The sequence below is a fragment of the Streptomyces wuyuanensis genome, assembly GCF_900103455.1.
Classification (GTDB): domain Bacteria; phylum Actinomycetota; class Actinomycetes; order Streptomycetales; family Streptomycetaceae; genus Streptomyces; species Streptomyces wuyuanensis.
Genome location: NZ_FNHI01000001.1, coordinates 193,218 through 218,434 on the forward strand (window position 1 = coordinate 193,218; position 25,217 = coordinate 218,434).

The window sequence follows — 25,217 nt, forward strand, 5'->3', positions numbered from 1 at the left end:
TCAGCTGCTCCTTGCCTCGTTCGGGCCGTCCTCGGCCGGGAAGCGCCCGGCGAGGGCACGTGCCGCTCCGTCGATGGCCGCCGCGAGCTCCTCCGTCTCGGCGTCCGTGAGGACGGCGGGCGGTGTGAGGCGTACGACGGCGTGCGCGTTCAGCGAGTGGTTGACGATCACTCCGCGGTCCAGGAGTTCCAGCAGGAACTCGCCGGCGAGACCGTCGTCCCGGAACTCCACGCCGAGCAGCAGGCCGACCCCGCGGACGTCCGCGACGAGATGCGGGCAGTGGGTCTCGAGCGGGGCACGCAGTGCGGTGAGCACCGTGTCCCCCAGCGCGCGGGCGCGCTCCACCAGGCCCTCTTCCTCGATCACGGCGATCGAGGCCTCCGCCGCAGCCATCGCGATGGGGGCCGCGGAGAAGGTGGACGTGTGGAGGAACGGGTCGCGGTCGAACGCCCGGAAGGCCCGGGCGGTGGCGATCGCGGCCGCCACCGGGACGACCCCGCCGCTCAGGCTCTTGCCGACGAGCAGGACGTCCGGAACGACGTCCTCACGCTCCGCGCCCCACCAGTGGCCGAGGCGGCCCAGACCGGTCATCACCTCGTCGAGGACGAAGAAGGCGCCCGTGCGCGCGCACAGCGCGGCGACCTCCCGCAGATATCCCTCGGGCGGGACGACCACGCCCGCCTCGCCCTGGACCGGCTCCAGCAGCACGACCGCGTCGGAGCCGTCCGGACCGACCGCCTCCGCGAGGGAGTCCGTGTCGCCGTACGGCACATGAACGCTGTCCGGCAGAAGCGGTCGGAACGGGTCCTGGTACAGGGCCTTGCCGGTCGCCGAGAGGGCGCCGAGCGTCTTGCCGTGGTAGCCGCCGACGGCCGAGACGATCCGGCGGTGCCCCTGGCTCCGCGCGAGCTTCAGCGCCGTCTCCACGGCTTCCGCCCCGGAGCCGGTGAAGTGGACCCGTTCGAGGCCCGCCGGGGCGACCCGGCTCAGGGCCGAGGCCGCGTCGGCGGCCCTCGGCTCCAGCAGCAGCCGCGTCGACAGCGGATGTGTTCGGATCTGCCGCTCCACCGCGGCCACGACCCGGGGGTGGCAGGCGCCCGTGAGGAAGACGCCGTAGCCGCCGCAGTTCAGATAGTCGCGCCCCTGTGCGGTGCGCACCCGGGAGCCTTGGGACGAGACCTCGACGTCGCCGCCGAACATCTCCCCCAGCTTGGCGCGGCCGCGGCTCAGATGCGCCCGGTAGCGGGCGGCGACATCGCCGAGGTGCCCGGGGGACACCGGGGCGCCGGTGGCGGGGGAGGCTGTGGTCGTTCCGGCAGTCATCCCGTGTCACCGCACCCGCAGCGGAGCGCCGTCGTGGTGGTCCAGCAGCGCCTGGGCGGCGCTCAGCCGCGACGGCGGGTGGAAGGCCAGCGCGCGGCTGACGGCCAGGAGCTGCCCGACCTCCGGGGAGGTGACGAATGCCAGGCCGCCGAGGAGCTCGGCGGACCGGTCCGCAAGATCGACCAGCAGGTCCTGGACGGCGTAGCGGGCGGTGAGCGCCGCCCCCAGCTCGTCGTTCCCGACCGTGCCGGAGTCGATCGCACCGGCTACGTTCTCGGTGAGCGCCGCGGCCGCCTCCATACCGATGACGAGGGCGGCCCGGTCGCCCGCGCTGCCCCGCCCGGCGCGGATGGCCCGCTCCGCAAGACCGCCGACCGCACCCGTGTAGGCCGAGGTGACCAGCAGCTCGAACCAGACGAACCCGACGGTCTGCAACGTGTCGAGTCCGGAGCCCAGTTCGACCTGGGGGCGCAGCATCAGCTCTTCGGCCACGAGGACGTCCCGGAGGACCAGTTCGTCGCTCTCGGCGCCCGCGAGGACGGGCGTTCCCCAGAACGGATTGCGGCTGATTCCGGGGGAGCCGGCGGGTATCAGGGCGACGCCCAGCTGGGTGGAACCGTCGTCCCCGGTGAGTGCGACGCTCGCGGTGAGCAGGTCCATCGAACGGGAGAGGCTGCACGGCTTCTTGCTTCCGTTGACGACGTAACCGTTCTCGGCGCGCCGGGCGGTGACCGCCGACTCGAGGATGCCGGAGCCCGTCCGGCCCTCGGCGAAGCCCGAGGCGACGAGCAGCCGGTCCCGGGCGATGCCCTCGATCAGCATCCATTCGAGACCGGAGGCCCCGGCCGAGCCGACGAGCGCGACGAGACCCGCAACCGAGAAGTTGTGCATGGCGCTCGCCACGCCGAGCGAGGGGGAGAGGGCGCCGAGCGCACGGGTGATCCGCGCCGCGTCGACGGCGCTCACCCCGGAGCCGCCGTACGTCGTCGGGATGAGCAGCCCGGGTCCTCCGGCGCGACGGAACGCGTCGAGTGCCGGCCCGCCCGGGGACTCCAGGGTGGTGGGCGGTACGTCCGCCAGTTCGTCGTACAGATGGGGCAGGTGCTTCTCGCACGCCTCGCGCGCGCGGTCCATGGAGCGCATCAGTGACGCTTCCTCTCGTTCTGGTCGCCGGGAAGGGCCGCCTCGGTCCGGGCGTCGCCGAACACCGCCTGCCGGGGGAGGACGCCCCGGGCGACGCTGACTCCCTGGAGGTGCGTGGTGCGCAGCAGCGGGAAGTTGGCCTCACCGCCCGGGCCGCCGGTCAGGCCGGTGCCGCCGTGCGTCGGCAGCAGGGGCAGGAAGCCGATGTGGGAGTCGTTGACCTTCAGCAGCCCCCCGCCGCGGATCGCGGCGAGGTAGCCGGCGATGACGTCCTCGTCCTCGGCCCACAGCGAGTTGCGCAGCCCGTACTCGTTGGCGCTGGTGAACGCGGTGACGGCGTCGAGGAGTTCGGCGTCCGGGCGGTCCTCGGGCACCACGACGGGCAGCAGGGGGAAGAACGTCTCGTGCCGCACGACGTCCAGGTCGCGGGCGCCCTTCAGCCCGTCCACCCGCACCACGGTCGGTTCCAGGAACACACCGTTCATGTCGTCGGCCTCGCCGTGCACGTCCAGGCGCCGGCCTCCGCACACCAGCCTGCCGCCGCCGTCCGTGGCCTGGCGCAGTACCTCGAAGAAGCGGTCGGTGCGCAGCACCGGCGAGAGGAGGGCTTCCGGCTCGTCGGGGAGGCCGGGACGGATCGCCCTCGCCCGGTCGGCGAGCAGGCCGAGCAGCTCGTCGGCCACGGCGGGGTGCACGACGGCGCAGTTGGGGACCATGCAGATCTGCCCGGAGCCGTAGAACGCCTCCGCCAGCGCGTCCGCCGCGCGCTCCAGGTCCGCGTCGCGCCACACGACCACGATGTCGTTGCCGGCGAGCTCCAGGACCGGCTTCTTGCCCCGCGCCACGCACTCGGCGCCGAAGGCGATGCCCTTCTCGCTGTCCCCGAAGTACATGATGTCGTCGACCAGCGGGCTGTCCAGCCACTGGGCCAGTGCGGGCCCGGCCGGTGAGCAGATCGCGGAGAGGACCCCGGGGGGTGCCCCGGTCCGTTCGAGCGCCGGCACGATCAGTTCGTGCAGTGCGTGCATCACGCCGAGCGGTGCGCTGCGGGGTGCCCGGACGACGAGGGAGTTGCCGCCCGCGAGGACCCAGATGCCGAGGAGCGCGTTGGCGACCGTGGCGTTCTGCGGGGGGTTGAGGCACACGACCCCGTCGGCGACCCGGCGGAGCGTCAGCTCACGGGGCCCCAGCCGCCGGCGGTGCTCCATCTGTCCCGCGATCCACTCCCTGGTCTCGGGCCCGGTGTTCGCCAGCATCCCGGCGACCTCCCAGCGGGCGAGCATCCGGGGGTGGCCCTCGGCGACCATCACGTCGATGATCTCGGCGCTCTTCTCACGGACGAGGTGGTGGAACTCCTCCACCACCCGCAGCCGGGTGGCCGGTGGAACCGCCGACCAGGCCCGGGCTGCCCCCGCGGCGACGTGGAGAGCCGCGTCCATGTCGTGGCCGTCGCCGACCGCCACCCGGCCGATGACGTCGTCCGTGGCGGCCTCCGGTGCGATCCGGCCCCGCTCCAGGCCCCGTTTGAGCCGGACCGAGCCCATCGTGTCCCGCAGCATCGCCGACGAGTGCACGGTGTAGACCCACTTGTCCGAGGGCCGCTCGTGGCCGTCCACGTAGGTGCCGTAGCTGCGCATTGCCGACTCCGTCCTCATCCCAGGTCCCCGTCTTTGCCGGCCGGTTCGGCGATCCGCGCCAGTGCCCGGTCGAAGGTCGCGGCGAGAGCTTCGAGCCGCCCGCCGTCCTCGAACATGCTGAAGTGGTCGCCGGGCGTCTTCAGGACCTCGACCCGGCCCTCGACGTGACCGCCCCAGAGGGACGCCTTGTCGAGGCGCCGGATGCGCATGGTGTCCAGAAGCGCGCCGTCCTCGTCCTCCTCGGCGACCACCAGCACGATGTCGCCGTCGAACCGGCGGTCCGGGTAGTGGCCCTTGAGCAGATCGTGGTTGTGCCGCCAGGCCGCGACGAAGCCCTCGCGGCGCAGCAGCTCCATCTGCTCCTCGTCGGCAGCGGCGGACGTGAGCAGCAGCGGAACGGCGCGCTCGAACTCGTCGTCGCCGATGTGGCCGCCGACGTACGCCTCCGGCGGGTGGCTGTCCAGCATCAGCAGCGTGTCGACCTCCTCGCCCGCAGCCCGCAGCTGGAGCGCCATCTCGAACAGCACATTGCCGCCGAAGGAGTAGCCGCCCAGCCGGTACGGGCCGTGGGGCTGCTCGCGCCGGATCTGTTCGACGTAGAGCGCCGCCAGTTCACGCAGCGTGCCCGGTCGCCCGTCCTCCTCGCCGGGGTAGGACACCGCGGCGAGGGGCTCGGCGGAGCGGGAGTGGACGGCCATCCGGAAGTAGACGAAGTTGGTGCCACCGGCGGGGTGGACGAGGAACAGCGTCCGGCCCTCGCCCTGGCGGATCGGCACGACGCGCCCGATGCGGTCCCGGGCACCGCCCGGGGCCGCGCCGACGGACACGACGTAGTCGGCCAGTTCGCCCACCGTGCTCAACTGCGCGAAGACATCGAGGTCGATCGGCACGCCGAACGCGTCGCGCAGGGAGGTCGCGATCTCGACCGCGAGCATCGAGTCCCCGCCGAGGTCGTAGTAGTCGTCGTCCTCGGCGATTCCGGTCACCCCGAGGTGCTTCCCCAGCAGGGCGGTGAACTGTTCCCTGGTCACTCCCGTGCCCGTGCCCGTGCCCGTGTCCACGGACTCGTCGGCCGTGACCGCCCCACCGGTCGGCGGGGCCGCCTCGATCCAGTGGCGGTTGCGCTGGAAGGGGTAGGCCGGCAGGGCGATCTTCCGTGCCGAGCGGAAGTCCCAGGCCTCGGCCCACTCGCCGGCGGGCAGGTCGCGCCCGGCCAGCCAGCTCCGCACGGCCTGTCCGGTGACACCGGAGTCCGCGGCCGCCCGGCCGTCCGCGCGTTCGTCCAGGAACGCGTCGAGCTCCTCCAGTACCTCGTCGATGTCCGCGGCGGCGAACGCGTGCCGTACGGGCATCGGCTGCCGGCCTGCGAGCAGCGTGTACGCGAGGTCGCGCACGGTCGGGCGGTGCCGCTCGGCCGCGAGGTGGTCCCGCAGCCGGCGCGCGACGGCCCGCAGACCGCGGTCGTCCTTCCCCGAGAGCACGACCGGGTAGCGCACGCCGGTCGGCCCGGACTCCGCGACCTGTGGCCGGGGCGCGGCCTCCAGTACGCAGTGCGCGTTCGTACCGCCCAGGCCGAAGGAGCTCACGGCCGCGGCCCGCAGACGCAGTTGGTGAGGGCCCTCGGCGGTGGTGCGCACCTGGTAGGGGAGTGCGTCCAGACCGATGTGAGGATTGGGCGCGGTGAAGTTGATCTGCGGCGGGACGGTCTGGTGGTGCAGCACCAGCGCCGTCTTGATCAGTCCGGCCACGCCCGCGGCGGCGTCGAGATGGCCGATGTTGGCCTTGAGGCTGCCGACGGCGCAATCGGGGGCCGGTCCGCCGGCGGCGCGGTGCGCCGCGGCGAGCGCCCGCAGCTCCAGCGGGTCGCCGAGCGCGGTTCCCGTGCCGTGCGCCTCGACGTACCCGATGGAGTCCGCCGGCACGCCGGAGTCCCGCAGGGCCGCTTCGATGACGGCCTGCTGCCCTGCGGGGCCCGGGGCGGTGAAACCGATCTTGTCGGAGCCGTCGTTGTTGACGGCGCTGCCGCGGAGCACCGCGTAGACGCGGTCTCCCTCGGCGAGTGCCCTGTCCAGCGGCTTGAGCACCACGACTCCGCAGCCGTTCCCCTTCACCGTGCCGCCGGACGCGGCGTCGAAGACCCGGCAGTGCCCGTCCTGGGAGAGGATTCCGCCTTCCTGGTACAGGTAGCCGCTGGTCTGGGGCACGGTGATGCTGACGCCGCCGACGAGGGCAGCGTCGCAGTCGCCGCGTTCCAGTGCCGTGCAGGCGAGGTGCACCGCGGTGAGCGAGCTGGAGCAGGCGGTCGCCACGCTGATGCCCGGGCCGGTCAGACCGAGCTTGTAGGCGACCCGGGTGGCGAGGAAGTCCTTGTCGTTCCCGATCAGCACCGGGTAGTTCATCGCCTCGTCGGCGTGGTCGGCCGACCGCAGGACCTGGGAGAGCAGATACGTGCTCAGGCTCGTGGCGGCGAAGACGCCGATCCGGCCGTCGCTCCAGTCCGGGCGGGTGCCCGCGTCCTCGAGCGCCTCCCAGGCGCAGGTCAGCAGGATTCGGTGCTGCGGGTCCATCAGGGCGGCGTCACGTCCGGTGATGCCGAAGAACTGCTCGTCGAAGAGGTCCGCGCCGGCCATGTCGGCACCCGCGGGGACGCGGTTGGGATCGGAGATCCCCGCCTCCGGTACGCCGGCGGCGCGCATCTCGTCGGCGGTGAACTCCCGCACGGACTCCTGGCCGTTCAGCAGGTTCTGCCAGAACTGGCCGATGTCGTCCGCGCCGGGGAAGCGGCCGGCCATGCCGACGACGGCGACGGGCGTGCCCCGGCCGGATCGCCGGGACTGCTCGGGTGCGAACTCGGTCACTGGGTCGCTCCTTCCTGGGCAGCGTGGGAGCCGGCGGCACCGGGGGCCTTCCCGTCCGCTCCGAGGGTGTCGATGTGTGCGGCCAGTCTGCGCACCGTGGTGTGCGTGAACAGGGCGATCATGTCGAGGGAAACTCCCGGGAGTTGTTCCTGGAGCCTCGTGTGCACGTCGGCCACGTGCATCGAGGAGCCTCCGATGTCGAAGAAGTTGTCGTCCTCGCCCACGCTCACGCCGGGCAGGACGTCACTCCACACGGAGAGCACCAGGTCGGTGGTGGTGCGACCGGTCGGCGTGCGCCCGAGCGGCGCCGGTGCGGCGTCGCCGAGGGCGGGCCAGGGCAGCGCGGCGTCGTCCACCTTGCCGTTCACGGTCAGCGGCAGGGCCGTCAGCCGCACCGTCCTGGCGGGAACCATGTAGGCGGGGAGCCGTTCGCGCAGCAGCCGCAGCAGGGGCCTGTCGTCCGGCACCGCCGCCGAGTCCACGACGAAGGCGACGAGGGACGGATGCTCCGGGTCGCGGCCGTCGAGCCGGACCGCGGCTTCGCGCACGCCGTCGACGGACAGCAGCGCCGACTCGACCTCACCGAGCTCGATGCGGAAGCCGCGCAACTGGACCTGGGTGTCGATGCGGCCCAGATGCACGAGAGATCCGTCCGGCCGGGCCAGGGCGAGATCGCCGCTGCGGTACGCCGTGACTCCGTCCGCGACGACGAAGCGCTCGGACGTCAGGTCGGGCCTGCCGAGGTAGCCGAGCGTCACACCCGGACCGGACACGACGAGTTCTCCGGGTACGCCGGGCGGGCAGTGGTGGCCCTCGCCGTCGACGACGCTGACGGTGAGATCGGCCAGGGGCCTGCCGATCAGCGAGGACCTCTCCATGAGGGCGTCCGCGGGAGTGACCGCGTGGTGGGTGACGTGCACGGTGGTCTCGGTGATCCCGTACATGTTGACCAGCCGTGCCTGCTCGCCCATCAGCTCGTACCAGGGGCGCAGGGCGGCGTAGCGGAGGGGCTCGCCGCCGAAGACGACGTACCGCACGTCGAGTGCGGTCCGGTCGCCCGGCCGCAGCACTTTCAGCAACTGGCCGAAGGCGGAGGGGGTCTGGTTGAGCACGGTCACGCCGTACTCGGCGAGGAAGTCGCGGAACTGCTGCGGTGAACGGGCCGTGTCCGCCGGCACCACGGCCACCTGGCCGCCGTACAGCAGGGCGCCGAAGATCTCCCAGACCGAGAAGTCGAACGCGTAGGAGTGGAACAGACTCCAGACGTCGTCGGGACCGAAGTCGAAGTGCTCCTCGCAGGCCCGGAAGAGGCGGACGACGTTCCTGTGCGTGACCTGGACACCCTTGGGGCGGCCGGTCGAGCCGGAGGTGAAGATGGTGTACGCGCAGGCGTCCGGGTCCTTCACCGGCTCCGGTGCGGGAACCGGTTCCCCGGGCACCAGCAGGGCCGAGGCGTCGAGGTGGCGCACCGCCCGGTCAGGCCAGCGCTCCTCGTCGGCGACGACGGGGAGACCGTCGGGGAAGCTCTCCAGGATCCGGCCGACACGGCTCGCGGGCGATCCCGGGTCGAGCGGCACGTACGCCTTGCCCGCCTTGAGCACACCGAGGATCACCGCGAGCAGGTCGGACCCGCGCCGCATGGCCACACCCACGTGTTCGCCCGGCACCTCGCGGCCGAGGGCGTGGGCCACCCGGTCGGCACGGGCGTCCAGTTCGGCGTAGGTGACGGACTCGTCACCGTCGCGCACGGCGACGCGCTCGGCATGGGTCCGTGCCACGTCCGAGAACCACGTCGTCAGGGACGGGAACGGGCCGTCGTCCACGACGCGCGCGCCGGGGTTGATGCGCCGGGACAGCTCCCTCTCCGCCTCGGGGGGCATCGCGGGGATGTCGCGCAGGGGCACGTCCGCACCGGCGGCGGACACCGTTTCCAGGACCTGCCGCATGCAGGCGAGCGGGTCGGTGCCCCACTGCTCCTCGGAGCACTCGACGTTGACGTTGAAGCTGGTACCGAAGTCCTCGACGTTCATGACGAGGGGGTACTTGGCGTACCGGCGCGGCAGTTCGATCGACTCGATGGTGCAGCCCGGGATCCGGATCTGCAGGGGTTGCTTGTAGTAGGTGAAGGCGCTGTTGAACGCGAGCGAGCCGCCCTCGGCACCGGGGCACACCTCCCGCACCTGGGCGGCCACGTCGAAGCCCTGGTAGCGGAGCATTCCGAGCGTGGTCTCCTGCACGTCCCGGCACAGGTCGCCGAAGCTGCCGAAGTCGGACAGGTCCACCGCGAGGGGAAGGATGTTGACGAAGTATCCGGACGCCTTGCGCTGGCGGATGCCCCGGCGGTTCGCCAGGGGGAGGCCGGTGACGACCTCGCGCCGGCCGGTGACGCGGGCGTGGACGAGGAGGTACGCCCCGAGGAAGAAGGCGAAGGGGCTGACACCGATGTCCTCGGCCCTGGCGCGGATCAGGCCGCTCTCCTCCTCGGTGAGGATGAGGTGACGCTGGTGCCCCCGCAGGGCGCCGCCGGCCGAACGGCTGCCCTGGAGACGGTCGTCGGAGAACGTCGTCACTCCACCGAGCCGCTTGCGGAAGAAGTCGACGGCGGCGGACGACGCGGGTGCGGCACCGGTGACGAGCGAGCCGGGCTCGTCCAGGGCGGCCGGGGTCAGTTCGGCGTCCGGGTCGGCGTACAGGCGCTCCAGCTCGGTGACGAACATGTAGAAGGTGTAGGCGTCGCAGATCAGGTGTGAGAACAGGAGCGTGACGAACACTCCGTCCGGAGCCCGGAAGATCTCGAAGTCGTACTGGCGGGGTGCCTCGGGAGGGATGGGGCGGTCGGCCTTGGCGGCGAACCGCCGGGGTGCCTCGCGTAAGCCCTCGCCGTGGAGTTCGGTCACCGTCACCAGGTCGGCCGGATCGGCGATGTCGGGGACGCGGTGGACCGCGTACACGATTCCGCCGCGCTCCTCGAATGAGGTGTTGAGCGCGCGGATTCCCGCCCCCAGCCGCCCGATGACCGTCCTCAGCCGGTCGACGTCGACCGGGCCCGTGATGTGGAACGTGCCACCCAGGTTGAACGACGGGTCTCTGGGGAACACCCGTGCGTGTGTGTAGAGCTTGAGCTGCGCCGGGGTCGCCGGCGTCACGCTCTCTTGGCTTCCCATGCTTCCCCCAAAAGTGCTTTCGTGTGCCCTCATCGGTGCGGATGGGCGCTGATGTCCCAGGCGCCCTGGCGTGTCAGCGATCGCGGCAGGTGCCGCAGCATCCAGGCGGCGGCCTTGTAGCGAAGGCTGGGCACGCTGATGACCTTTCCCCTGTGCAGGTCACGGAGCGCGGTGCGCACCACGTCGTCGGCGTCCAGCCACAGCCAGGCCGGCGGGAACGTCGTCGGGATGCCGGCGCGCTGGTGGAACTCGGTGCGGGTGTATCCGGGGAGGACCGCGGTCATGCGGACGCCGGCCTCGCGCACCTGGCGGGACCACGCCAGGGACTCGGTGAAGGCGATCACCCACGCCTTGCTCGCCGGATAGGTGGAGCTCAGCCACGACGGCCCGACGCCGGCGACGCTGGCGACGTTGAGGATCGCGCCCCCGCGGCGGTCGGTCATGGCGGTCAGTGCCGCGTCGGTGAGGCGCAGCACGGCCCTTACGTTGAGGTCGAGGAGTCGTTCTTCCGAGGCGGTGCCGTTCGTGAGGAAGGGGCGTTCGTGTCCGATGCCCGCGTTGTTGACGAGCAGATCCACTCGCGGCCCGGAGACGAGGCGGGCGCGGACCGCGTCGCAGCCCTCGTCGGTGGAGAGGTCGGCCGCGAGCACCTCGGCCGCCGTGCCGTGGGCGTCCCGCAGCTCTTCGGCCGTCTTCGTGAGCGCGGGTTCGGAACGGGCGACCAGGACCAGGCCGTATCCGTCCCGGGCGAGAGCCCGGGCGAAGGCGCGGCCGAGCCCGGCGGTCGCTCCGGTGATGAGTGCGGTGGGCATGGGTTCCTTGCCTGTCGAACGGCCGGTGGTCACGCGGCGTCTGTCAGCACGGGGCCGAGGTCACTCCGCACGGTCGCGAAGGCGGCGAGCGTCCGCTCGAGGTGCTCGTCGGTCTGGACGGCGGTGTAGCTGGTCCGCAGCCGGGGCGACGCGGCGGGTGGCAGGACGGCGTTGACGTACACGCCCTCCTCCATCAGACGCTTCCACCCGATGACGGTGTGCAGTTCGTCGTGGGTGTCGACGGGTACGACGGGGGACTCGGAGTTGCCCGTGCGGTAGCCGAGCGCGGCCAGTTCCCGCCGCATGTAGTCCGCCTTCTTCACCACGGTTTCGCAGCGCCAGGGCTCGTCACGGACGATGTCGAGCGCCGCCAGCGCCGCAGCGGTGTTGGCCGGGCTGCTGCTGGCGGAGAAGAGCAGGCTGCGGGCGTGGTGACGGAGGTACTCGATGACGGCCTCGTCACCGAGGACCGCTCCGCCGATGGATCCGAAGGCCTTCGAGAACGTCAGGGTGATGAGGGGCACCCTGTCGGTCAGGCCGAAGTGGTCACAGGTGCCGCGGCCGGCGCTGAGGACTCCCGCGCCGTGCGCGTCGTCGACGAGCAGCGTGGCGTCGAACTCCTCGCAGACCCGAACCAGTTCGGGGAGCGGGCAGAGGTCGCCCTCCATGCTGTAGACGCCGTCGACGGCGACGAGTCGGCCGCCGCGGCCCGGATGCCGGGCCAGCTTCGCCGCCAGATCGGCCGTGTCGTTGTGGTCGAACCACTGCAGCCTGGCGCGGCTGAGCCGGACCGCGTCGATGAGCGAGGCGTGGGCGTCCTTGTCGACGAACACGGTGTCCCCGGGACCGCACAGCCCCGCGACGGCCCCCAGGTTGGCCTGATACCCGGTGGTGAGGACCAGTGCCGCCTCCTTGCCGAAGAAGGCTGCGAGCTCGCGCTCCAGTCGTTCGTGCAGTTCGAGGTTGCCGTTGAGCAGGCGGGACCCGGTGCATCCGGCGCCGAGGTCGCGTGCGGCCTCGGCCGCGGCACCCGTCACGCGGGGATCGGTGCTCAGTCCCAGATAGTCGTTGGAGCCGCACATCACGAGTTCGCGGCCGTCGGAGAGCCGCGCCACCCCGTCGGTGCGGCCGTCGAAACTGACAAAGAAGGGGTAGTAGCCGCTTGCTTTCCCTTCCCGGGAACGGGTGTAGGAATAGCACTTTTCAATGACGCCCACGGTTCGCCTTTCGACAGGTCTCATCAAGGCATGGCGGTACGGAAATCTTCACCGGCGATTTCTATTTCCGAGCAGCCTTGAGCCGGCAATCGGCCCGCAGGGCACACACGGCACCGCATACCTGAAGACGGTGGCGTCCGGTGAGAAAGAGAAGAAAGTAAGAGTGCTCAGGCGCGTGAGCGCGCCAAGGCGATGGCCTCGTGCATGTGTACTCCCCCGTACGTTTGCAGACCGGCACTGGCTGGGCACGGACCGAGCACCAGGCCTGTCAGCAGCAGAGTCCCCCTGATGAGCCGACGGCCAGAACGATCCGGCTCGTTCAATCTAGGCCGCTGCCACCAACTCCGTCAAGTAAACCTTTGGCCGCCGCTTTGACCTGGACTTTTCCTTCGGTCGTGCCGAGGTGTCCGTAAGCGGGGGAAGGCGCTCCGGGAAAGTGGAGCCTTTCCGTCCGTCCTATGCAGGTTGACACTCTCCGGCCGGGTCGGCTTTGCTGGCTTTCAATTCTGCGAGGCCGCGATATTCCGGGAATGGGTGTCGCGCCCGCCGCCGGTGACAGCAGGCCGGCCATCAGTCGCCTTCCTTTGGAACACCGGTCAATCGTCGACGGCCGGCCGCGTACGCCGCGGGTCGTCCGCTCATCTTCGGAGGTTTATCCGCCCATGTCCGGACGCACCGCCCTCGTCAGCGGGGGGAACCGGGGGATCGGTCTCGCCGTGGCCCGGGCACTGCACGCCGGCGGCGACTCGGTCGCCGTCACCTGCCGGAGCTCCCCGCCACCCGACGACTTCCTGGCGGTCAAGTGCGACGTCACCTCGAAGCAGGAGGTGGACGACGCGGTCGGCCAGGTCGAGGAGGCCCTCGGTCCCGTCGAGGTGCTGGTGGCCAACGCCGGCATCACCCGCGACGCGTTGCTGGTCGGCATGGGCGAGGACGACTTCCTCGACGTGGTCGACACCAACCTGATGGGTGCCGTGCGCCTGGTCCGCCGCACGCTGCGCGGTATGGTCCGCCGCCGGCACGGCCGCATCGTGCTGATCTCCTCCACCTCCGCCCTCTCCGGCTCGTCCGGCCAGACCAACTACGCCGCGGCGAAGGCGGGGATGGTCGGGTTCGCCCGATCCCTGGCCCGCGAGCTCGGCCGCCGGGACATCACGGTCAACGTGGTCGCACCCGGCTGGATCGACACCGACATGACGGCCGCGCTGCCGGAGGAACTGCGCAAGGAAGCCGCCGGGGCGGTGCCGCTCGGGCGCTTCGGCACCCCGGAGGACGTCGCCGCCACCGTGCGGTTCCTGACCAGCCGGGAAGCGGGCTACATCACCGGAGCCGTCGTGCCCGTCGACGGCGGAATCGGAATGGGGAACTGATGGGACTGCTCAGCGGAAAGACCCTGCTGGTCACGGGGGTCATCACCGACTCCTCGATCGCCTTCCACGCCGCCCGGGCGGCTCAGGAGCAGGGCGCACGCGTCGTCCTCACCGGCTACGGACGGCTCAGCCTCGTCCAGCGCATCGCCAAGCGGCTGCCCGAGCCCGCCCCGGTCATCGAGCTGGACGTGACCGACGCGGAACAACTGGCCTCGCTGGCCGACCGCGTGCGCCCGCACGCCGACCGGATCGACGGCGTGCTGCACTCGGTCGCCTTCGCCCCGCCCGGGGCGCTCGACGGCAACTTCCTCACCACGTCGTGGGACGAGGCCGCCACCACGTTCCGTATCTCCACCTACTCCCTCCAGGCGCTCACCAGCGCCGTGCTGCCCCTCATGGACCGCGGCGGATCGGTCGTCGGGCTCGATTTCGACGCGTCCTCCGCGTGGTCCGGCTACGACTGGATGGGTGTGGCGAAAGCCGGCCTCGAGTCGTGCACCCGCTATCTGGCGTCGCATCTCGGCGCGCGCGGCATCAGGGTCAACCTCGTGGCGGCCGGGCCCCTGTTGACGATGGCCGCACGGAACATCTCGCCCACCGCCGAGTCCGAGGGCGCCGCGCCGTTCGGCTCGGAGTGGTCGGAGCGCTCGCCCCTCGGCTGGGACCCGTCCGACTTCGAACCGGTCGCCCGCGCGTGCGTCGCGCTGCTCTCCGATCTCTTCCCGGCGACCACCGGCGAGATCGTGCACGTCGACGGCGGGGCGCACGCCATCGGGGATCGCCCTGCACGCCTCGCGGCGGAGGTGGCGGGATGACGACGGCGGCAACACGGTCCTTCACCACCGAGGAGCTCGCGTCGCTGCCGACGGGGGAGCACCTCGGACACAGCACCTGGCACGGCGTCCCCCAGAGCCGGATAGATCTGTTCGCCGAGGCCACCGGCGACCACCAGTGGATCCACACCGACCAGGCCGCCGCGGCCGAAGGCCCCTTCGGCGGCACGATCGCCCACGGCTTCCTCACGCTCTCCCTGCTGCCCCTGCTGACATCCGAGGTGTACGACGTCACCGGTGTGTCGGCGGCCGTCAACCACCGTGTCGACAAGGTGCGTTTCCGCTCCCCGGTCCCCGCGGGCGCCAGGGTGCGGGCCGGAGTCGACCTCGTCTCGGTGCGCCCCCGCCCCCGCGGCTACACGGAGGTGACGGTGAAGGTCGCCATCGAGCTGGAGGACGGCGGAACCGCCTGCACCTGCGAGCAGACCACGCTCTACCGGGCCTGAGCGCCGGCCCACGCGCCCCGTTCCACGGGAGCCGCAAGACCTTCGCACCTTTTCCGGACGGCCCTGCGGGCCGTCCACCACCCAACAGAGAAAGGCAGTCTCATGGCACTCGACCTGAACGAGATCCTCACCGGCCTCAGCGAGATCGTGAACGAGGTAACCGGCACCCCGATCGAGGACGTCCAGCCCGACAAGTCGTTCGTCGACGAGCTGGACGTGGACTCGCTGTCCATGGTGGAGGTCATCGTCTCCGCCGAGGAGCGCTTCGACATCCGTATCCCGGAGGAGGAGGCCAAGACCTTCAAGACCGTCCGGGACGCGGCCGACTTCATCCTGCTGCACGCAGGCTGAGCGGCACTCCGTGGCGGAGCCCCCGGTCCTTCGGGGGTCCGCCGCGGAGGGGCTGGGGCAGCGCCCCGGATCGGCTCAGGCCTTCGCCGCCCCTCCGGTCAGCCGGTCGTAACCGGACCGCAGGATGCGGGTAAAGCCCTCGGGGTCGGTCAACGCCAGAATGTGCGTGCCCTTGACGTGCGTCAGCTCGGCGGTCGAGCCCGCGCTGTGGGCGGCCTCCAGGAACGCGCGCTCGTCGGCCGTGAGCAGGCGGTCGCCCCGGCAGTTCACGATCTGGAGAGGAACCGTGCACCGGCGGGCCATGGCGATGAAGTCGTGGCGCGGCAGTTCGTCCACCGCTTCGGAGAAGCCCCGCATGGAGAGCCCGCCGGCCAGCACCGCCTCGGCGCTCTCCTTGGGCAGCAACTTCCTGAAGAGCGCGGCGTTCAGCCGTGCCGACCGCTCCTCGCCGGCCCAGCGCATGAGCCGGCCTGCGTTGCGGTAGAGCCGGGCGGCCACTCCGCGCGGCTGGGCGGTCGAGTTGTTCACGAGCAGTCCGGCAACCAGCTCCGGATGGGCGGCGGTCGTGGCGAGCGCCGCGAAGCCGCCGAGCGACATGCCGGCCAGGACCACCGGACGGCCGGTGGCGGTCGCGGCCTCCTGAAGGGCGGCCCGGACCTGGGCCACCGCTCCGTCGAGGGTGAACCGTGAGCCGGCGAGGGCGCCGTGCCCCGGAAGATCACATGCGGTGACCCTGAAATCAGGGGCCAGCAGGCGGGCGTGCGGCTTCCACATGTGCGCGGAGACGCGGATTCCGTGAACCAGTACCAGTGGCTTTCCCGTTGAGCTGCCGGCGGTCCAAATTCCGGGCTCACCGGCCTTCCGCCATGGGCTTTCAGAATGCACCCAAGTCCCCTTCCCGAAAGCTGTCGTGAGGGCTCGTCAAATAGTCTCGAATTCCTTGACGAGGCCAGCCCCCACACTCTAGCCTGAACGAGTCGGATCGTTCCAGAGCGGTCCGCGTGCGAGCTCACTCACGGGGGAAGTTCTATGAAGAGGATCGCAAACGCGCTGTTCGGCGTCGCGCGCGACATCGTTTGGCTGGGGCAGACGCTCTGGTACTCCTGGCAGCGCCGGTAGCGTCGGCGCGGGCGGCTGCGCATCGCGCGGCGCCCCGTGGCAGCCATGCCGTTCACTCTTGAGCCGCGCTCTGCGCATTGGCTCGGGAGCTCTTGCACGCTCGAAACCCCTGGCAGTGATTTCGCCATGCCGCATTTCCATGACGGCCGCAAGAGAAATCGGAATTGCCGTGACGTCAAAGCTATTCACTCCGCATTCGGAAACGACCTACGACGAAGTCGAACGCCAGGCACTCGGCCTGGCGGAGGCGCTGCGCGCGCGTGGCATCGAAGCCGGTGACCGCGTCACTCTCAAGGCGGGCAATTCGGGCGGTTTCGTCGTCGTCCTCCTCGCCCTGATGCACACCGGGGTCTCGATCGTGCTCCTCGACGACCTCCAGCAGGACGCCGTCACCGAGCGGGTCGTGACCCTGGCCCGCTCCCGGCTGACCATCACCGACGGCGCGAACCGGGCACCGGCCGGTGCGACGGTCTCCGTGGACGAGCTGCTCGCCGAGGCGGCCGGCGGCCCGTCCACGACGGGCCATGAGGCGGGCGAGCTCTCCTTCACCGCCTGGCGCGCCCTCCCGGACGGCCTCATCACCTGGTCCTCGGGGTCGACCGGGGAGCCCAAGGGCATCGTCAAGTCCGGCGAGGCGATGCTCCGGAACCTCGACCGCTCCATCGAGCGGATGGGGCACCGCCCGGACGACGTGCTCCTGCCGCTGCTCCCCTTCTCCCACCAGTACGGCCTGTCCATGCTGCTCACCGCGTGGCTGGCCCGCTCGTCCCTGGTCATCGCCCCGTACCGGCGGCTCGACCACGCGGTGCGCATGGCAGGCATGTTCGGTGCCACCGTGGTCGACGCCACGCCGGCGGTGCACCTCAGCATCCTCAACCTCGCGGAACGCCGGCCCGAGATGGCGGCGGACCTGCGCAAGGTGCGGATGTACTGCACGGGCGGCGCCCCGCTCGACCGATCCGCGGCCGAACGGTTCGTCGCCGCCCTGGGCCTGCCGCTGCTCGACGGCTACGGCAGCACCGAACTGGGGAACATCGCCTTCGCCACTCCGGACAACCCGGTGGGCTGCGGTCCCGTACTCCCCGGCATTGACGTGCGGCTGGAGTCCGGCCCCGGCGCGGAGGCCCCCGGCATCGGAGAGGTGATGGTCCGCACTCCGGACCTCTTCTCCGGCTATCTGGGCGCGGACGGGCAGGTGGAGCCGGTGTCCGGCGACTGGTACCGCACGGGCGACCTCGGGCGCTTCGACGACGAAGGCAACCTGTTCGTCCTCGGCCGCAAGCTCGCCGTCCACCGCATGGGCTACACGCTCTACCCGGAGGTCATCGAGCGCACGGCCGGCGGTTGTGGAGCACCGGTCAAGATCGTCCCGCTGCCCGACGAACGGCTCGGCAGCCGACTGGTGTTCTTCGTCCAGGACCCCGAGGGCCGGGACGTCCTGTACTGGCGCGAGCGCATCTGCGCCCAGCTCTCGCCCTTCGAATACCCCAACCGCGTCGTGGTCTGCGGCGCCTTCCCGCTCAACCGCAACGGAAAGCCGGACAACAAGCAGCTCAGGGCCATGGCACTGGCCGGATCAGAAACACCCGAGGATCGGAGTTCACTCTAGTGCGCGCACACGAAACCCGACCGCTCAGGCGGGTGGTCGTCACAGGAACCGGTGTCATCACACCGATCGGCAACACCGTCGAATCGTTCTGGCAGTCCCTGATCGACGGCCGGAGCGGCATCTCCGCCATCGAGTCCTGGGACGCCTCGGACCTGCCGGTCCGTATCGGCGCCGAGGTCAAGGACTTCGACCCCGCGGCCTACATGCCGCACAAGGTGAGCCGCCGCATGGACCCCAGCGCCCAGTACGGGCTTGCGGCCGCCATGGAAGCGGTCCGCGAGGCCAAGCTCGAGATGAGCGACGACCTCGCCGCCCGTACCGGCGTCTATCTTGGCTCGTCCGTGGGCGCCGCACAGATGACCTACGACACCACGGTCAAGCTCCACGAGCGGGGAGCCCGGGCAGTCAGCCCGTTCTTCTTCGCCACCAGCGGATCGGAGAGCGCCGCCGGTGAGGTCGCCATGTGGCTGGGCGCGCGCGGTCCTTCGTCGAGTCTGAGCACGGCATGCGCCTCCGGTGCGACCTGCATAGGCGAAGCGGCCCGGCTCATCCAGTTCGGGGTGACGGACGTCATGATCGCGGGCGGTGCGGAGGCGCCCGTGACCAGGCTGAACATCGCGGGGGCCGCCGCCTGCCAGGCGCTGTCCCGCCGCAACGACGACCCGTCGCTCGCCTGCCGCCCGTTCGACCGCGAGCGCGACGGCTTCGTCATGGGCGCCGGCGCCGGTGTCGTCGTCCTGGAGGAGTACGAGCACGCGCTGCGTCGCGGTGCGCACATCCTCGGTGAGCTGGCCGGCTACGGCGCCACCACCGACGCGTACCACCTGACCGCACCACATCCCGACGCGCTGGGCACCAAGACGGCGATGCGCATCGCGCTCGAGTCGGCGGGCCTGCAGCCGCAGGACGTCGACTACATCAACGCCCACGGCACCAGCACGCAACTCAACGACTCCACCGAGGTGTCCGCCATCCGCGGGGTGTTCGGCGAGCACGCCACGCGCATCCCCGTCAGCTCCACCAAGTCCATGACGGGACACCTCATTTCCGCCACCGGCGCCGTGGAACTCATCGCCGCGCTGCTGGCCGTCCGCCGCGACGTCGTCCCTCCCACCCTCAACTGCAACGACCCGCTGGACCCCGACATCAACTTCGTCCCGGGCGTGGCCCAGGAGTGGGAGGTCGATGTCGCCATGAGCAACTCGTTCGGCTTCGGCGGCCACAACGCCGTCCTCGTAGTGCGCAGCCTCAAGGAGGAAGAGAGTTATGCCGCGTAACGATCTGATGGACACCGCAACGCTTCCGTCCGGGGAGAAGGGCTACGTCGCCCGGCAGGACGTTCCCGCAGGCGCGGTCGTCGGCTCCTGGGAGGAGTCGGCGGTCGACTCCGAGCCCACCAAGTTCACCATCCAGGTCGGCCGCGACCGTCACGTCGACGCCGACGCGGTGCGCTACCTCAACCACTCCTGCGTGCCCAGCACGTTCGTCGACGCCTCGACCGGCAGCGTCGTGGCCCTCCGCCCGCTCGCCGCGGGTGACGCGCTGACGTTCTTCTACCCCTCCACGGAGTGGGAGATGACCACGCCGTTCGACTGCGCCTGCGGTCACGCCGGCTGCCTCGGCAAGATCACCGGCGCCGAGGCGCTCTCCGCCGACGTGCTGCGGCGCTACGCCGTGAACGACCACATCCGCGCCCTGGTCGCCGACCGGGACGCCGTCGCGGTGGACTGACGTCCCACCCGTACCGACCTGCGCCGAACGGCCGTCCGGGTGCCGACCCGGGCGGCCGCTCCGGCCGGACCCGCTCTCCCTCCCCGAAGAGGAGCCCTTCACCGTGCCAACCGTCGGAGAACTACTGGTCTCCTCACTGCACGAGCACTCCGTCGACGTGGTGTTCGGCATTCCGGGAACGCACAACCTCGGGATCTACGCCCACCTCGAGCGGTACGGGCTGCGCCATGTCACGCCGCGGCACGAGCAGGGAGCGGGCTATGCCGCGGACGGCTACGCCCGGGTGTCCGGCCGCCCCGGTGTGGTGATCACGACGAGCGGTCCCGGCGTGCTCAACGCCGCCGCCGCCGCCGGCCAGGCGTACTCCGACTCCGTCCCGCTGCTGGTGATCTCACCGGGCATGCCGTCGGAGCACCACAGGGGCGACGGGCTGCTGCACGAGACCAGGGACCAGTCCGCGGCACTCGCCGCGGTCTGTTCCGCCTCGTACCGCGTGACGCGTCCCCAGGACCTTCCCGTTCTCGTCGCCGCGCTGTTCGCGGAGTTCGCCTCGGGCCGGCCGCGCCCGGTGCACCTCGAGATCCCCTACGACCTGCTGGACGCCGACGTCGACCCCGTACCCCTGCCGCCGCCCCTGCCCGTCGCGCTCCCGGCCCCCGACGAGGGGGCCGTGGCCGCCGCGGCCCGCACCCTGACGGCCGCCCGCCGCCCGGTGGTCGTCGCCGGGGGCGGCGCCCGGGCCGCCGCCGCCGAGCTGTGCCGGATCGCGGAAGCGCTCGACGCGCCCGTGGTGACCACCGCCAACGGCAAGGGCGTGCTCTCCGAGAGCCATCCGCTCTCCCTCGGCGCCGCCCTGCACGTGCCCCGGGTGCAGGAGCTCCTCGCGGCCGCCGACGTCGTCCTGGCCGTGGGCACCGAACTGTCCGAGACCGACACCTGGAACGGCCCCCTGCGCCTCTCCGGTCGCGTCGTCCGCGTCGACGTCGAGGCCGGCCAGATGCACCGGAACGCCGTCGCCGCCCATCCCCTGACCGGGGACGCGGCGCAGGTGCTGTCCGGGCTCCTGAAGCATCTCCGCTCCGCCCCTTCCATCCCCCGTGCCCCCGGGCGGAGCGGAGATACCCCCGTCGCCCCCGCGGTCCGTTCCGCGGTGCGCGCCTACGGGCGACGCTGGCGGGACGTCGTCGACGCACTGCGTAATGCCCTGCCCGCCGATGCCGTCCTGACCAACGACAGCGCGATGGCCTGCTATTTCGGAGCCATCGCGGGCTTCCCCGTGGAACGGCCGGGACGATTCCTGTACCCGACCGGCTTCGGCACGCTCGGCTACGCGCTCCCCGCCGCCATCGGCGCCGCCGTGGCACGCCCCGGCCGGCCGGTCGCCGCGCTGAGCGGGGACGGCGGGCTCCAGTTCACGGTGAACGAGCTCGCCACCGCCGTGGAGCTGGGCGCCCCCCTTCCGATCGTCGTGGTGTCCAACGGCGGTTACGGCATGATCCGCCAGGAGATGGCGGAACGGGGCCAGCCGGCCGTCGGAGTGGACCTCACCACCCCCGACTTCGCGGCCATCTGCCGTGCCTACGGAGGCCACGGCAGCCATGTCACATCACCCGACGAACTGCACGACGCCGTGGCGCGTGCGCTCACCGTTCCGGGCCCCACGGTCGTGGTCGTCCCGGAGCCACCCGCATTGTCCGAACCGCCATCCGCCTGACACGCATTCGGGAGCCCCCGTGGGACAGCAGCCCTATCTGCACGTGACCTGGACCGACGACACGACCGGCGCGACCGGCCACCTGGTGATCGACCGCCTGCTGCGCGGAGCGTCGAGCGGCGGGTTGCGCATGCGGTCCGGTTGCACCCTCGAAGAGGTCGCGGACCTCGCCAGGGCCATGACCCTGAAAGAGGCCCTGGTCTACCGGCCCGAGGACCACTACGCACCCTTCGGCGGTGCCAAGGGCGGTATCGACTTCGACCCGTCGCACCCGGACGCCCCCGCCGTGCTCGAACGGTTCCTGCGGGCCGTCCGCCCCCTCGCCGAGACCTACTGGTCGGTGGGCGAAGACCTCGGCACCCGGCAGGAGGACATCGACCGGGCCTTCGAGCGGATCGGCCTCCGTTCCTGTGTCCATGCCGCGCTGCCGTTCGTCGAGGACGGTGCCGACGCCGGTCTCACCCGGATCTCCGACGCGTTCGCCGTGGAGGTGGACGGTCTCGGACTCGGGGACACCGTGGGCGGCTACGGAGTGGCCCAGTCGGTCCTGGCCGTGCTGTCGGAGCACCATGAACTGCCGGGCGAGCAGACCGCGGTGGTCCAGGGCTTCGGCTCCATGGGGGGCGCCACCGCGCGCTATCTCGCCCGCGCGGGGATCCGGGTCGTCGCGGTCGTCGACCGGGACGGCGTCGTCGTCGACGAGCGGGGTGTCGACGTGGAGCGGCTGCTGGCCGACCGCAGCCCGGCCGGCCTGGTGAACCGGGAGACCCTGCCGCAGGGGGTCACCCTGCTCCCGGTCGAGGACTGGCTCACGGTCGAGGCCGACATTCTCGTCACCGCCGCCGCCTCGTACGCCGTCGACGACACCAACCACGCCGATGTGCGCTGCCGTTATCTGGTCGAGGGTGCGAACGTCTCGGTACTGCCGGGCGCCGAGGCGGCACTCGCGGCGCGCGGCGTCGTCGTCGTGCCCGACTTCGCCGCGAACTTCGCCGCCAACAGCTGGTGGTGGTGGACCCTCTTCGGGGACATCGGCCCGGACGCCGACCAGGCCCTTACCAAGATCGAGAAGACGATGAGGGAGATCACGACCGCGATCTTCCAGCGGGTCAGGGAGACCGGGGCGACCCCGCGGCAGGCCGCGACGGCGATCTCCGAGGAGAATCTGCATCAGGCCCGGGTCCGCTACGGCGACCTCCCGGCCTGACGCCGCTCCACACGGGTTCACACGGGAGGCGGCTCCTGTCCGTCCCCGTCCCCGTCGGGTCCGCGCGGTCCCGGGTGATCCGGCCCGTCCGGCCACCCCGGGACCGCAGGGCGTTCCGCGCCCGTGGGGCGCCGTTCACCGAACGGCGCCCCACGGGCGCGGTCGCATTGGGGCGGTCGCATCGGCGCCGGCAGCTCCCGCGCCCCACCGCGGCGGCCACGGGAGCGGGAACGGTGCTTCGCAGGTCAGCCGACGGGCTGGGAACCGCCCGTGCGGGGCGGGGACGCGATGGTGGCGTCGACGAACCGCTCGATGGTCTCGTCGTCCATGGCATCCGCCGAGAAGAGCGCGCGGAACAGCATCGTGCCCGCCCACATGTCGAGAACGAGCGAGACGTCGGTGTCGGCGGGCAGGTCGCCCCGGCCCAACGCCCGCTCCATGACGGTCATCGACTGCTTCTTGCGGGCCTCGACGATCTCCTCCCACAGCCGCTGGCGCAGCGCGGAATCCTCCGACAGGTCACCGACCAGGGCCGGCAGCACGGTCCTGATCCGCTCCGAGCCGTAGAACTGGCCGAGCGCCTGCGACGCCAGCGCTAGCATCTCGGCACGGCTGTCGCCCAGGTCCTCCGTGGGCACGTCCCGGAGTTCGCCACGGATCACGTCCAGCACCAGTGCCGCCTTGTTGGGCCACGACCGGTACAGCGTCGCCTTCCCGACGCCCGCCTCGGCCGCCACGCCACCGATGGTAAGTTTCGAGTAGCCGTGTTCGCCGAGCATCTTCATCGCGGTGGCAAGGACGCGGTCACGGGCGTCCAGGTCCCTTCGGTGGGCTCCACTGGAATCCACCACCACACCAAGGGTGCGCTTCTGTCCCATGGTTCCTCCTCTCCGGAAGCAAGCTCCTGCTTCGAGTCCCCTGCACGGGGAATTGTGAGAACGGTACGTTCCGTTCAAGATTCGATCAACTCGGCAGGCGTCACGGTAGGCCGGACGGCCGCCGGATGGGAATGCGCTGCGGTCGGGTCACACGACCGGTTTCACGGACCGGTGGCTGCCCGCTGCGCGGAGTCCGCCACCAGCACGAGCGTGTCCGGGTCACCGGACGACCGTGCGGGAGGCGTCGCGGGAGCGGCCTCCTCGCCGGCGCTCTCCGCGGGGCCCGGCGCAGGGGCCCCGCGCAGGGCGATCCATGTGGCCACCATCACGATCGCGGCCAGTGCCGAGCAGGCCGCCACCGTCGCGTGGAACCCGTCGATGAACGCCTCACGCGCCGTCGTCGCCAGCGCCGCGCCCAGATCGGCGGTCAGCCGGCCCGCGACGTCCATGGCGCCGGCGAGCGACTCCCTGACGACGGCCCCGTGTTCCCCGGGGATCCCCGGCGGCATGTCCAGGCCGTCGCGGTAGACACGGCTCAGCACACTGCCCAGCACCGCGATACCCAGGGCGCCACCCATCTCGTACGCCGTCTCGGAGATCGCCGAGGCGGCTCCGGCGCGTTCCCTGGGGACGGACTCCAACACGCTGTCGGCGGTCACGGTGAACGTCATCGCCACCCCGGAGCTGGTCACGATCAGCGCCGCGAGGACCGCCGGGTAGTAGACCTCCGTCGACAGCCACAGGTACTGCAGCAGTCCGACGGACACCAGCGTCAGTCCCAGCCCGACCGTGCGGGCCCGGCCCGCGGCGGCCGCCAGCTTCGGCGCCAGAACCGCCCCGGCCACGGCCCCGGCCACGCCCGGCAGTTGGGCGACCGCGGAACGGAGCGGCGACCAGCCCAGGACCACCTGGAAGTACTGCGAGCCCACGAACCCCACTCCGGCCAGGGCGAACATGGCCATCACCGTGGCGCCCACCGAGGCGCTGAAGCCCCGGTTCCGGAACAGTGCGACATCGATCAGGGGCGTCTCCAGGCGCCCTTGCCGCCAGGCGAAGAGCGTCAGGGCCCCGACGCCGACGACACAGGCCACCGCCACATCGGTCTGTGCGAACCCGTCGTGCGCGGCGTCCTTGATCGTGTAGATCACGGCGGCGATGCCGGTCACCGAGAGCAGCACACTGAGGGCGTCCAGCCGCCCGGGCCGCGGGTTCTTCGACTCGGGCAGCACGAAGAAGCCGACGACGAAGATGAGCAGCATCACCGGGATGTTGATCAGGAAGACCGAGCCCCACCAGAAGTGGTCGAGCAGCAGGCCGCCGATCAGCGGCCCGACGGCGAAACCCGCGGAGCTGACGCTCGACCAGATCCCGATCGCCCGGGTCCGCTCGACCGGATCCGTGAACGTGTTCCGGATGATCGAGAGCGTCGACGGCATGAGCGTCGAGCCGGCGACCCCCAGCAGGGCACGCGCCACGATGAGCAGTTCCGCGTTCCACGCGTACGCCGTCAGCCCGGATGCCGCACCGAACCCGAACGTGCCCACCAGGAGCAGTCGTCGGCGGCCGACCCGGTCGCCCACGTTGCCCATGGTGATGAGCAGCCCGCCGAGCGCGAAGCCGTACACGTCGGCGATCCACAGCAGTTGGGTGGACGTCGGCCGCAGCTCCGCGGTCAGCCGGGGAACGGCCAGGTGCAGGACGGTCAGGTCCACCGAGAGCAGCAGCATCGTGAGGCAGGCGGTCGCCAGCGTGGCCCATTTCCGGCGTTCGCTCAGCAGCGCGTGTTTCCCCATGTGCTCAGCGTG

At 71.4% G+C, this 25,217-nt stretch carries 19 protein-coding genes; 9 read left to right on the plus strand and 10 right to left on the minus strand.

Features of this window, described 5'->3' with window-relative positions; translation table 11 throughout:
* Genes BLT82_RS00795 through BLT82_RS00825 form a run of 7 tightly spaced genes read right to left on the minus strand, consistent with a single transcriptional unit; the run spans position 1 to position 12,154 of the window.
* Positions 1-1,323 (minus strand): aspartate aminotransferase family protein, encoded by a 1,323-nt coding sequence (locus tag BLT82_RS00795; RefSeq protein WP_093651797.1) that lies wholly within the window; start codon positions 1,321-1,323, stop codon positions 1-3.
* Positions 1,324-1,329: 6 nt separating this feature from the next.
* Positions 1,330-2,466, minus strand: a complete 1,137-nt coding sequence (locus BLT82_RS00800; protein ID WP_093651798.1) for an acyl-CoA dehydrogenase family protein — start codon at positions 2,464-2,466, stop codon at positions 1,330-1,332.
* On the minus strand, positions 2,466-4,103 hold the full coding sequence (locus BLT82_RS00805) for an aldehyde dehydrogenase family protein (protein WP_167745930.1): 1,638 nt from the start codon (positions 4,101-4,103) through the stop codon (positions 2,466-2,468). The genes BLT82_RS00800 and BLT82_RS00805 overlap by 1 nt, the downstream gene beginning before the upstream one ends.
* A gap of 14 nt (positions 4,104-4,117) precedes the next feature.
* Positions 4,118-6,961, minus strand: a complete 2,844-nt coding sequence (locus BLT82_RS00810; protein ID WP_093651799.1) for a type I polyketide synthase — start codon at positions 6,959-6,961, stop codon at positions 4,118-4,120.
* Positions 6,958-10,125 (minus strand): non-ribosomal peptide synthetase, encoded by a 3,168-nt coding sequence (locus BLT82_RS00815; protein WP_167745931.1) that lies wholly within the window; start codon positions 10,123-10,125, stop codon positions 6,958-6,960. Before BLT82_RS00815 ends, BLT82_RS00810 begins: the two co-directional genes overlap by 4 nt.
* A gap of 29 nt (positions 10,126-10,154) precedes the next feature.
* Positions 10,155-10,937 carry an SDR family NAD(P)-dependent oxidoreductase gene (locus BLT82_RS00820; RefSeq protein ID WP_093651801.1) on the minus strand — a complete coding sequence of 261 codons (783 nt, stop codon included), beginning with the start codon at positions 10,935-10,937 and terminating at the stop codon, positions 10,155-10,157.
* Between the two features lie 29 nt (positions 10,938-10,966).
* Entirely contained in the window at positions 10,967-12,154 is a 1,188-nt protein-coding gene (locus BLT82_RS00825; protein WP_244291768.1) for an aminotransferase class I/II-fold pyridoxal phosphate-dependent enzyme, read from the minus strand.
* A gap of 662 nt (positions 12,155-12,816) precedes the next feature.
* Here BLT82_RS00825 and fabG point away from each other — a divergent pair.
* The 4 genes from fabG to BLT82_RS00845 all read left to right on the plus strand — a co-directional run bounded on the left by fabG (position 12,817) and on the right by BLT82_RS00845 (position 15,154).
* Positions 12,817-13,524, plus strand: coding sequence for a 3-oxoacyl-ACP reductase FabG (gene fabG / locus BLT82_RS00830; protein ID WP_093651803.1), 708 nt, complete (start codon positions 12,817-12,819; stop codon positions 13,522-13,524).
* Positions 13,521-14,339 carry an enoyl-ACP reductase FabI gene (gene fabI / locus BLT82_RS00835; RefSeq protein WP_167745945.1) on the plus strand — a complete coding sequence of 273 codons (819 nt, stop codon included), beginning with the start codon at positions 13,521-13,523 and terminating at the stop codon, positions 14,337-14,339. The genes fabG and fabI overlap by 4 nt, the downstream gene beginning before the upstream one ends.
* Complete coding sequence (locus tag BLT82_RS00840) at positions 14,336-14,803, plus strand: MaoC family dehydratase (protein WP_093651805.1); 468 nt, start codon at positions 14,336-14,338, stop codon at positions 14,801-14,803. Before fabI ends, BLT82_RS00840 begins: the two co-directional genes overlap by 4 nt.
* A gap of 102 nt (positions 14,804-14,905) precedes the next feature.
* A complete protein-coding gene (locus BLT82_RS00845; RefSeq protein WP_093651806.1) occupies positions 14,906-15,154 on the plus strand; it encodes an acyl carrier protein in 249 nt (82 codons plus the stop codon).
* Positions 15,155-15,229: 75 nt separating this feature from the next.
* Here the strand turns inward: BLT82_RS00845 and BLT82_RS00850 are convergent, their stop codons facing one another.
* Entirely contained in the window at positions 15,230-16,039 is an 810-nt protein-coding gene (locus BLT82_RS00850; RefSeq protein ID WP_404202454.1) for an alpha/beta fold hydrolase, read from the minus strand.
* Between the two features lie 403 nt (positions 16,040-16,442).
* On the opposite strand from BLT82_RS00850, the gene BLT82_RS00855 reads away from it, so the two are divergent.
* From BLT82_RS00855 to BLT82_RS00875, 5 genes are all read left to right on the plus strand, one after another.
* Complete coding sequence (locus BLT82_RS00855; protein WP_093651807.1) at positions 16,443-17,882, plus strand: class I adenylate-forming enzyme family protein; 1,440 nt, start codon at positions 16,443-16,445, stop codon at positions 17,880-17,882.
* Positions 17,883-17,914: 32 nt separating this feature from the next.
* The gene (gene fabF, locus BLT82_RS00860; RefSeq protein WP_093651808.1) at positions 17,915-19,159 is read left to right on the plus strand and encodes a beta-ketoacyl-ACP synthase II; all 1,245 of its coding nucleotides are present in this window, start codon (positions 17,915-17,917) and stop codon (positions 19,157-19,159) included.
* Positions 19,149-19,613: an SET domain-containing protein-lysine N-methyltransferase gene (locus BLT82_RS00865; RefSeq protein WP_093651809.1), complete on the plus strand. Its 465-nt coding sequence runs from the start codon at positions 19,149-19,151 to the stop codon at positions 19,611-19,613. The genes fabF and BLT82_RS00865 overlap by 11 nt, the downstream gene beginning before the upstream one ends.
* A gap of 103 nt (positions 19,614-19,716) precedes the next feature.
* Entirely contained in the window at positions 19,717-21,327 is a 1,611-nt protein-coding gene (locus BLT82_RS00870; protein WP_093651810.1) for a 5-guanidino-2-oxopentanoate decarboxylase, read from the plus strand.
* A gap of 19 nt (positions 21,328-21,346) precedes the next feature.
* The gene (locus BLT82_RS00875; RefSeq protein WP_093651811.1) at positions 21,347-22,534 is read left to right on the plus strand and encodes a Glu/Leu/Phe/Val dehydrogenase dimerization domain-containing protein; all 1,188 of its coding nucleotides are present in this window, start codon (positions 21,347-21,349) and stop codon (positions 22,532-22,534) included.
* 245 nt (positions 22,535-22,779) lie between these two features.
* Here BLT82_RS00875 and BLT82_RS00880 read toward each other — a convergent pair whose 3' ends face one another.
* Together BLT82_RS00880 and BLT82_RS00885 are read right to left on the minus strand one after the other, a co-directional pair.
* Positions 22,780-23,412, minus strand: coding sequence for a TetR/AcrR family transcriptional regulator (locus tag BLT82_RS00880; protein ID WP_093651812.1), 633 nt, complete (start codon positions 23,410-23,412; stop codon positions 22,780-22,782).
* A 161-nt stretch (positions 23,413-23,573) separates the two neighbouring features.
* A complete protein-coding gene (locus tag BLT82_RS00885) occupies positions 23,574-25,205 on the minus strand; it encodes an MFS transporter (RefSeq protein ID WP_093651813.1) in 1,632 nt (543 codons plus the stop codon).
* Positions 25,206-25,217: the final 12 nt, after the last annotated feature.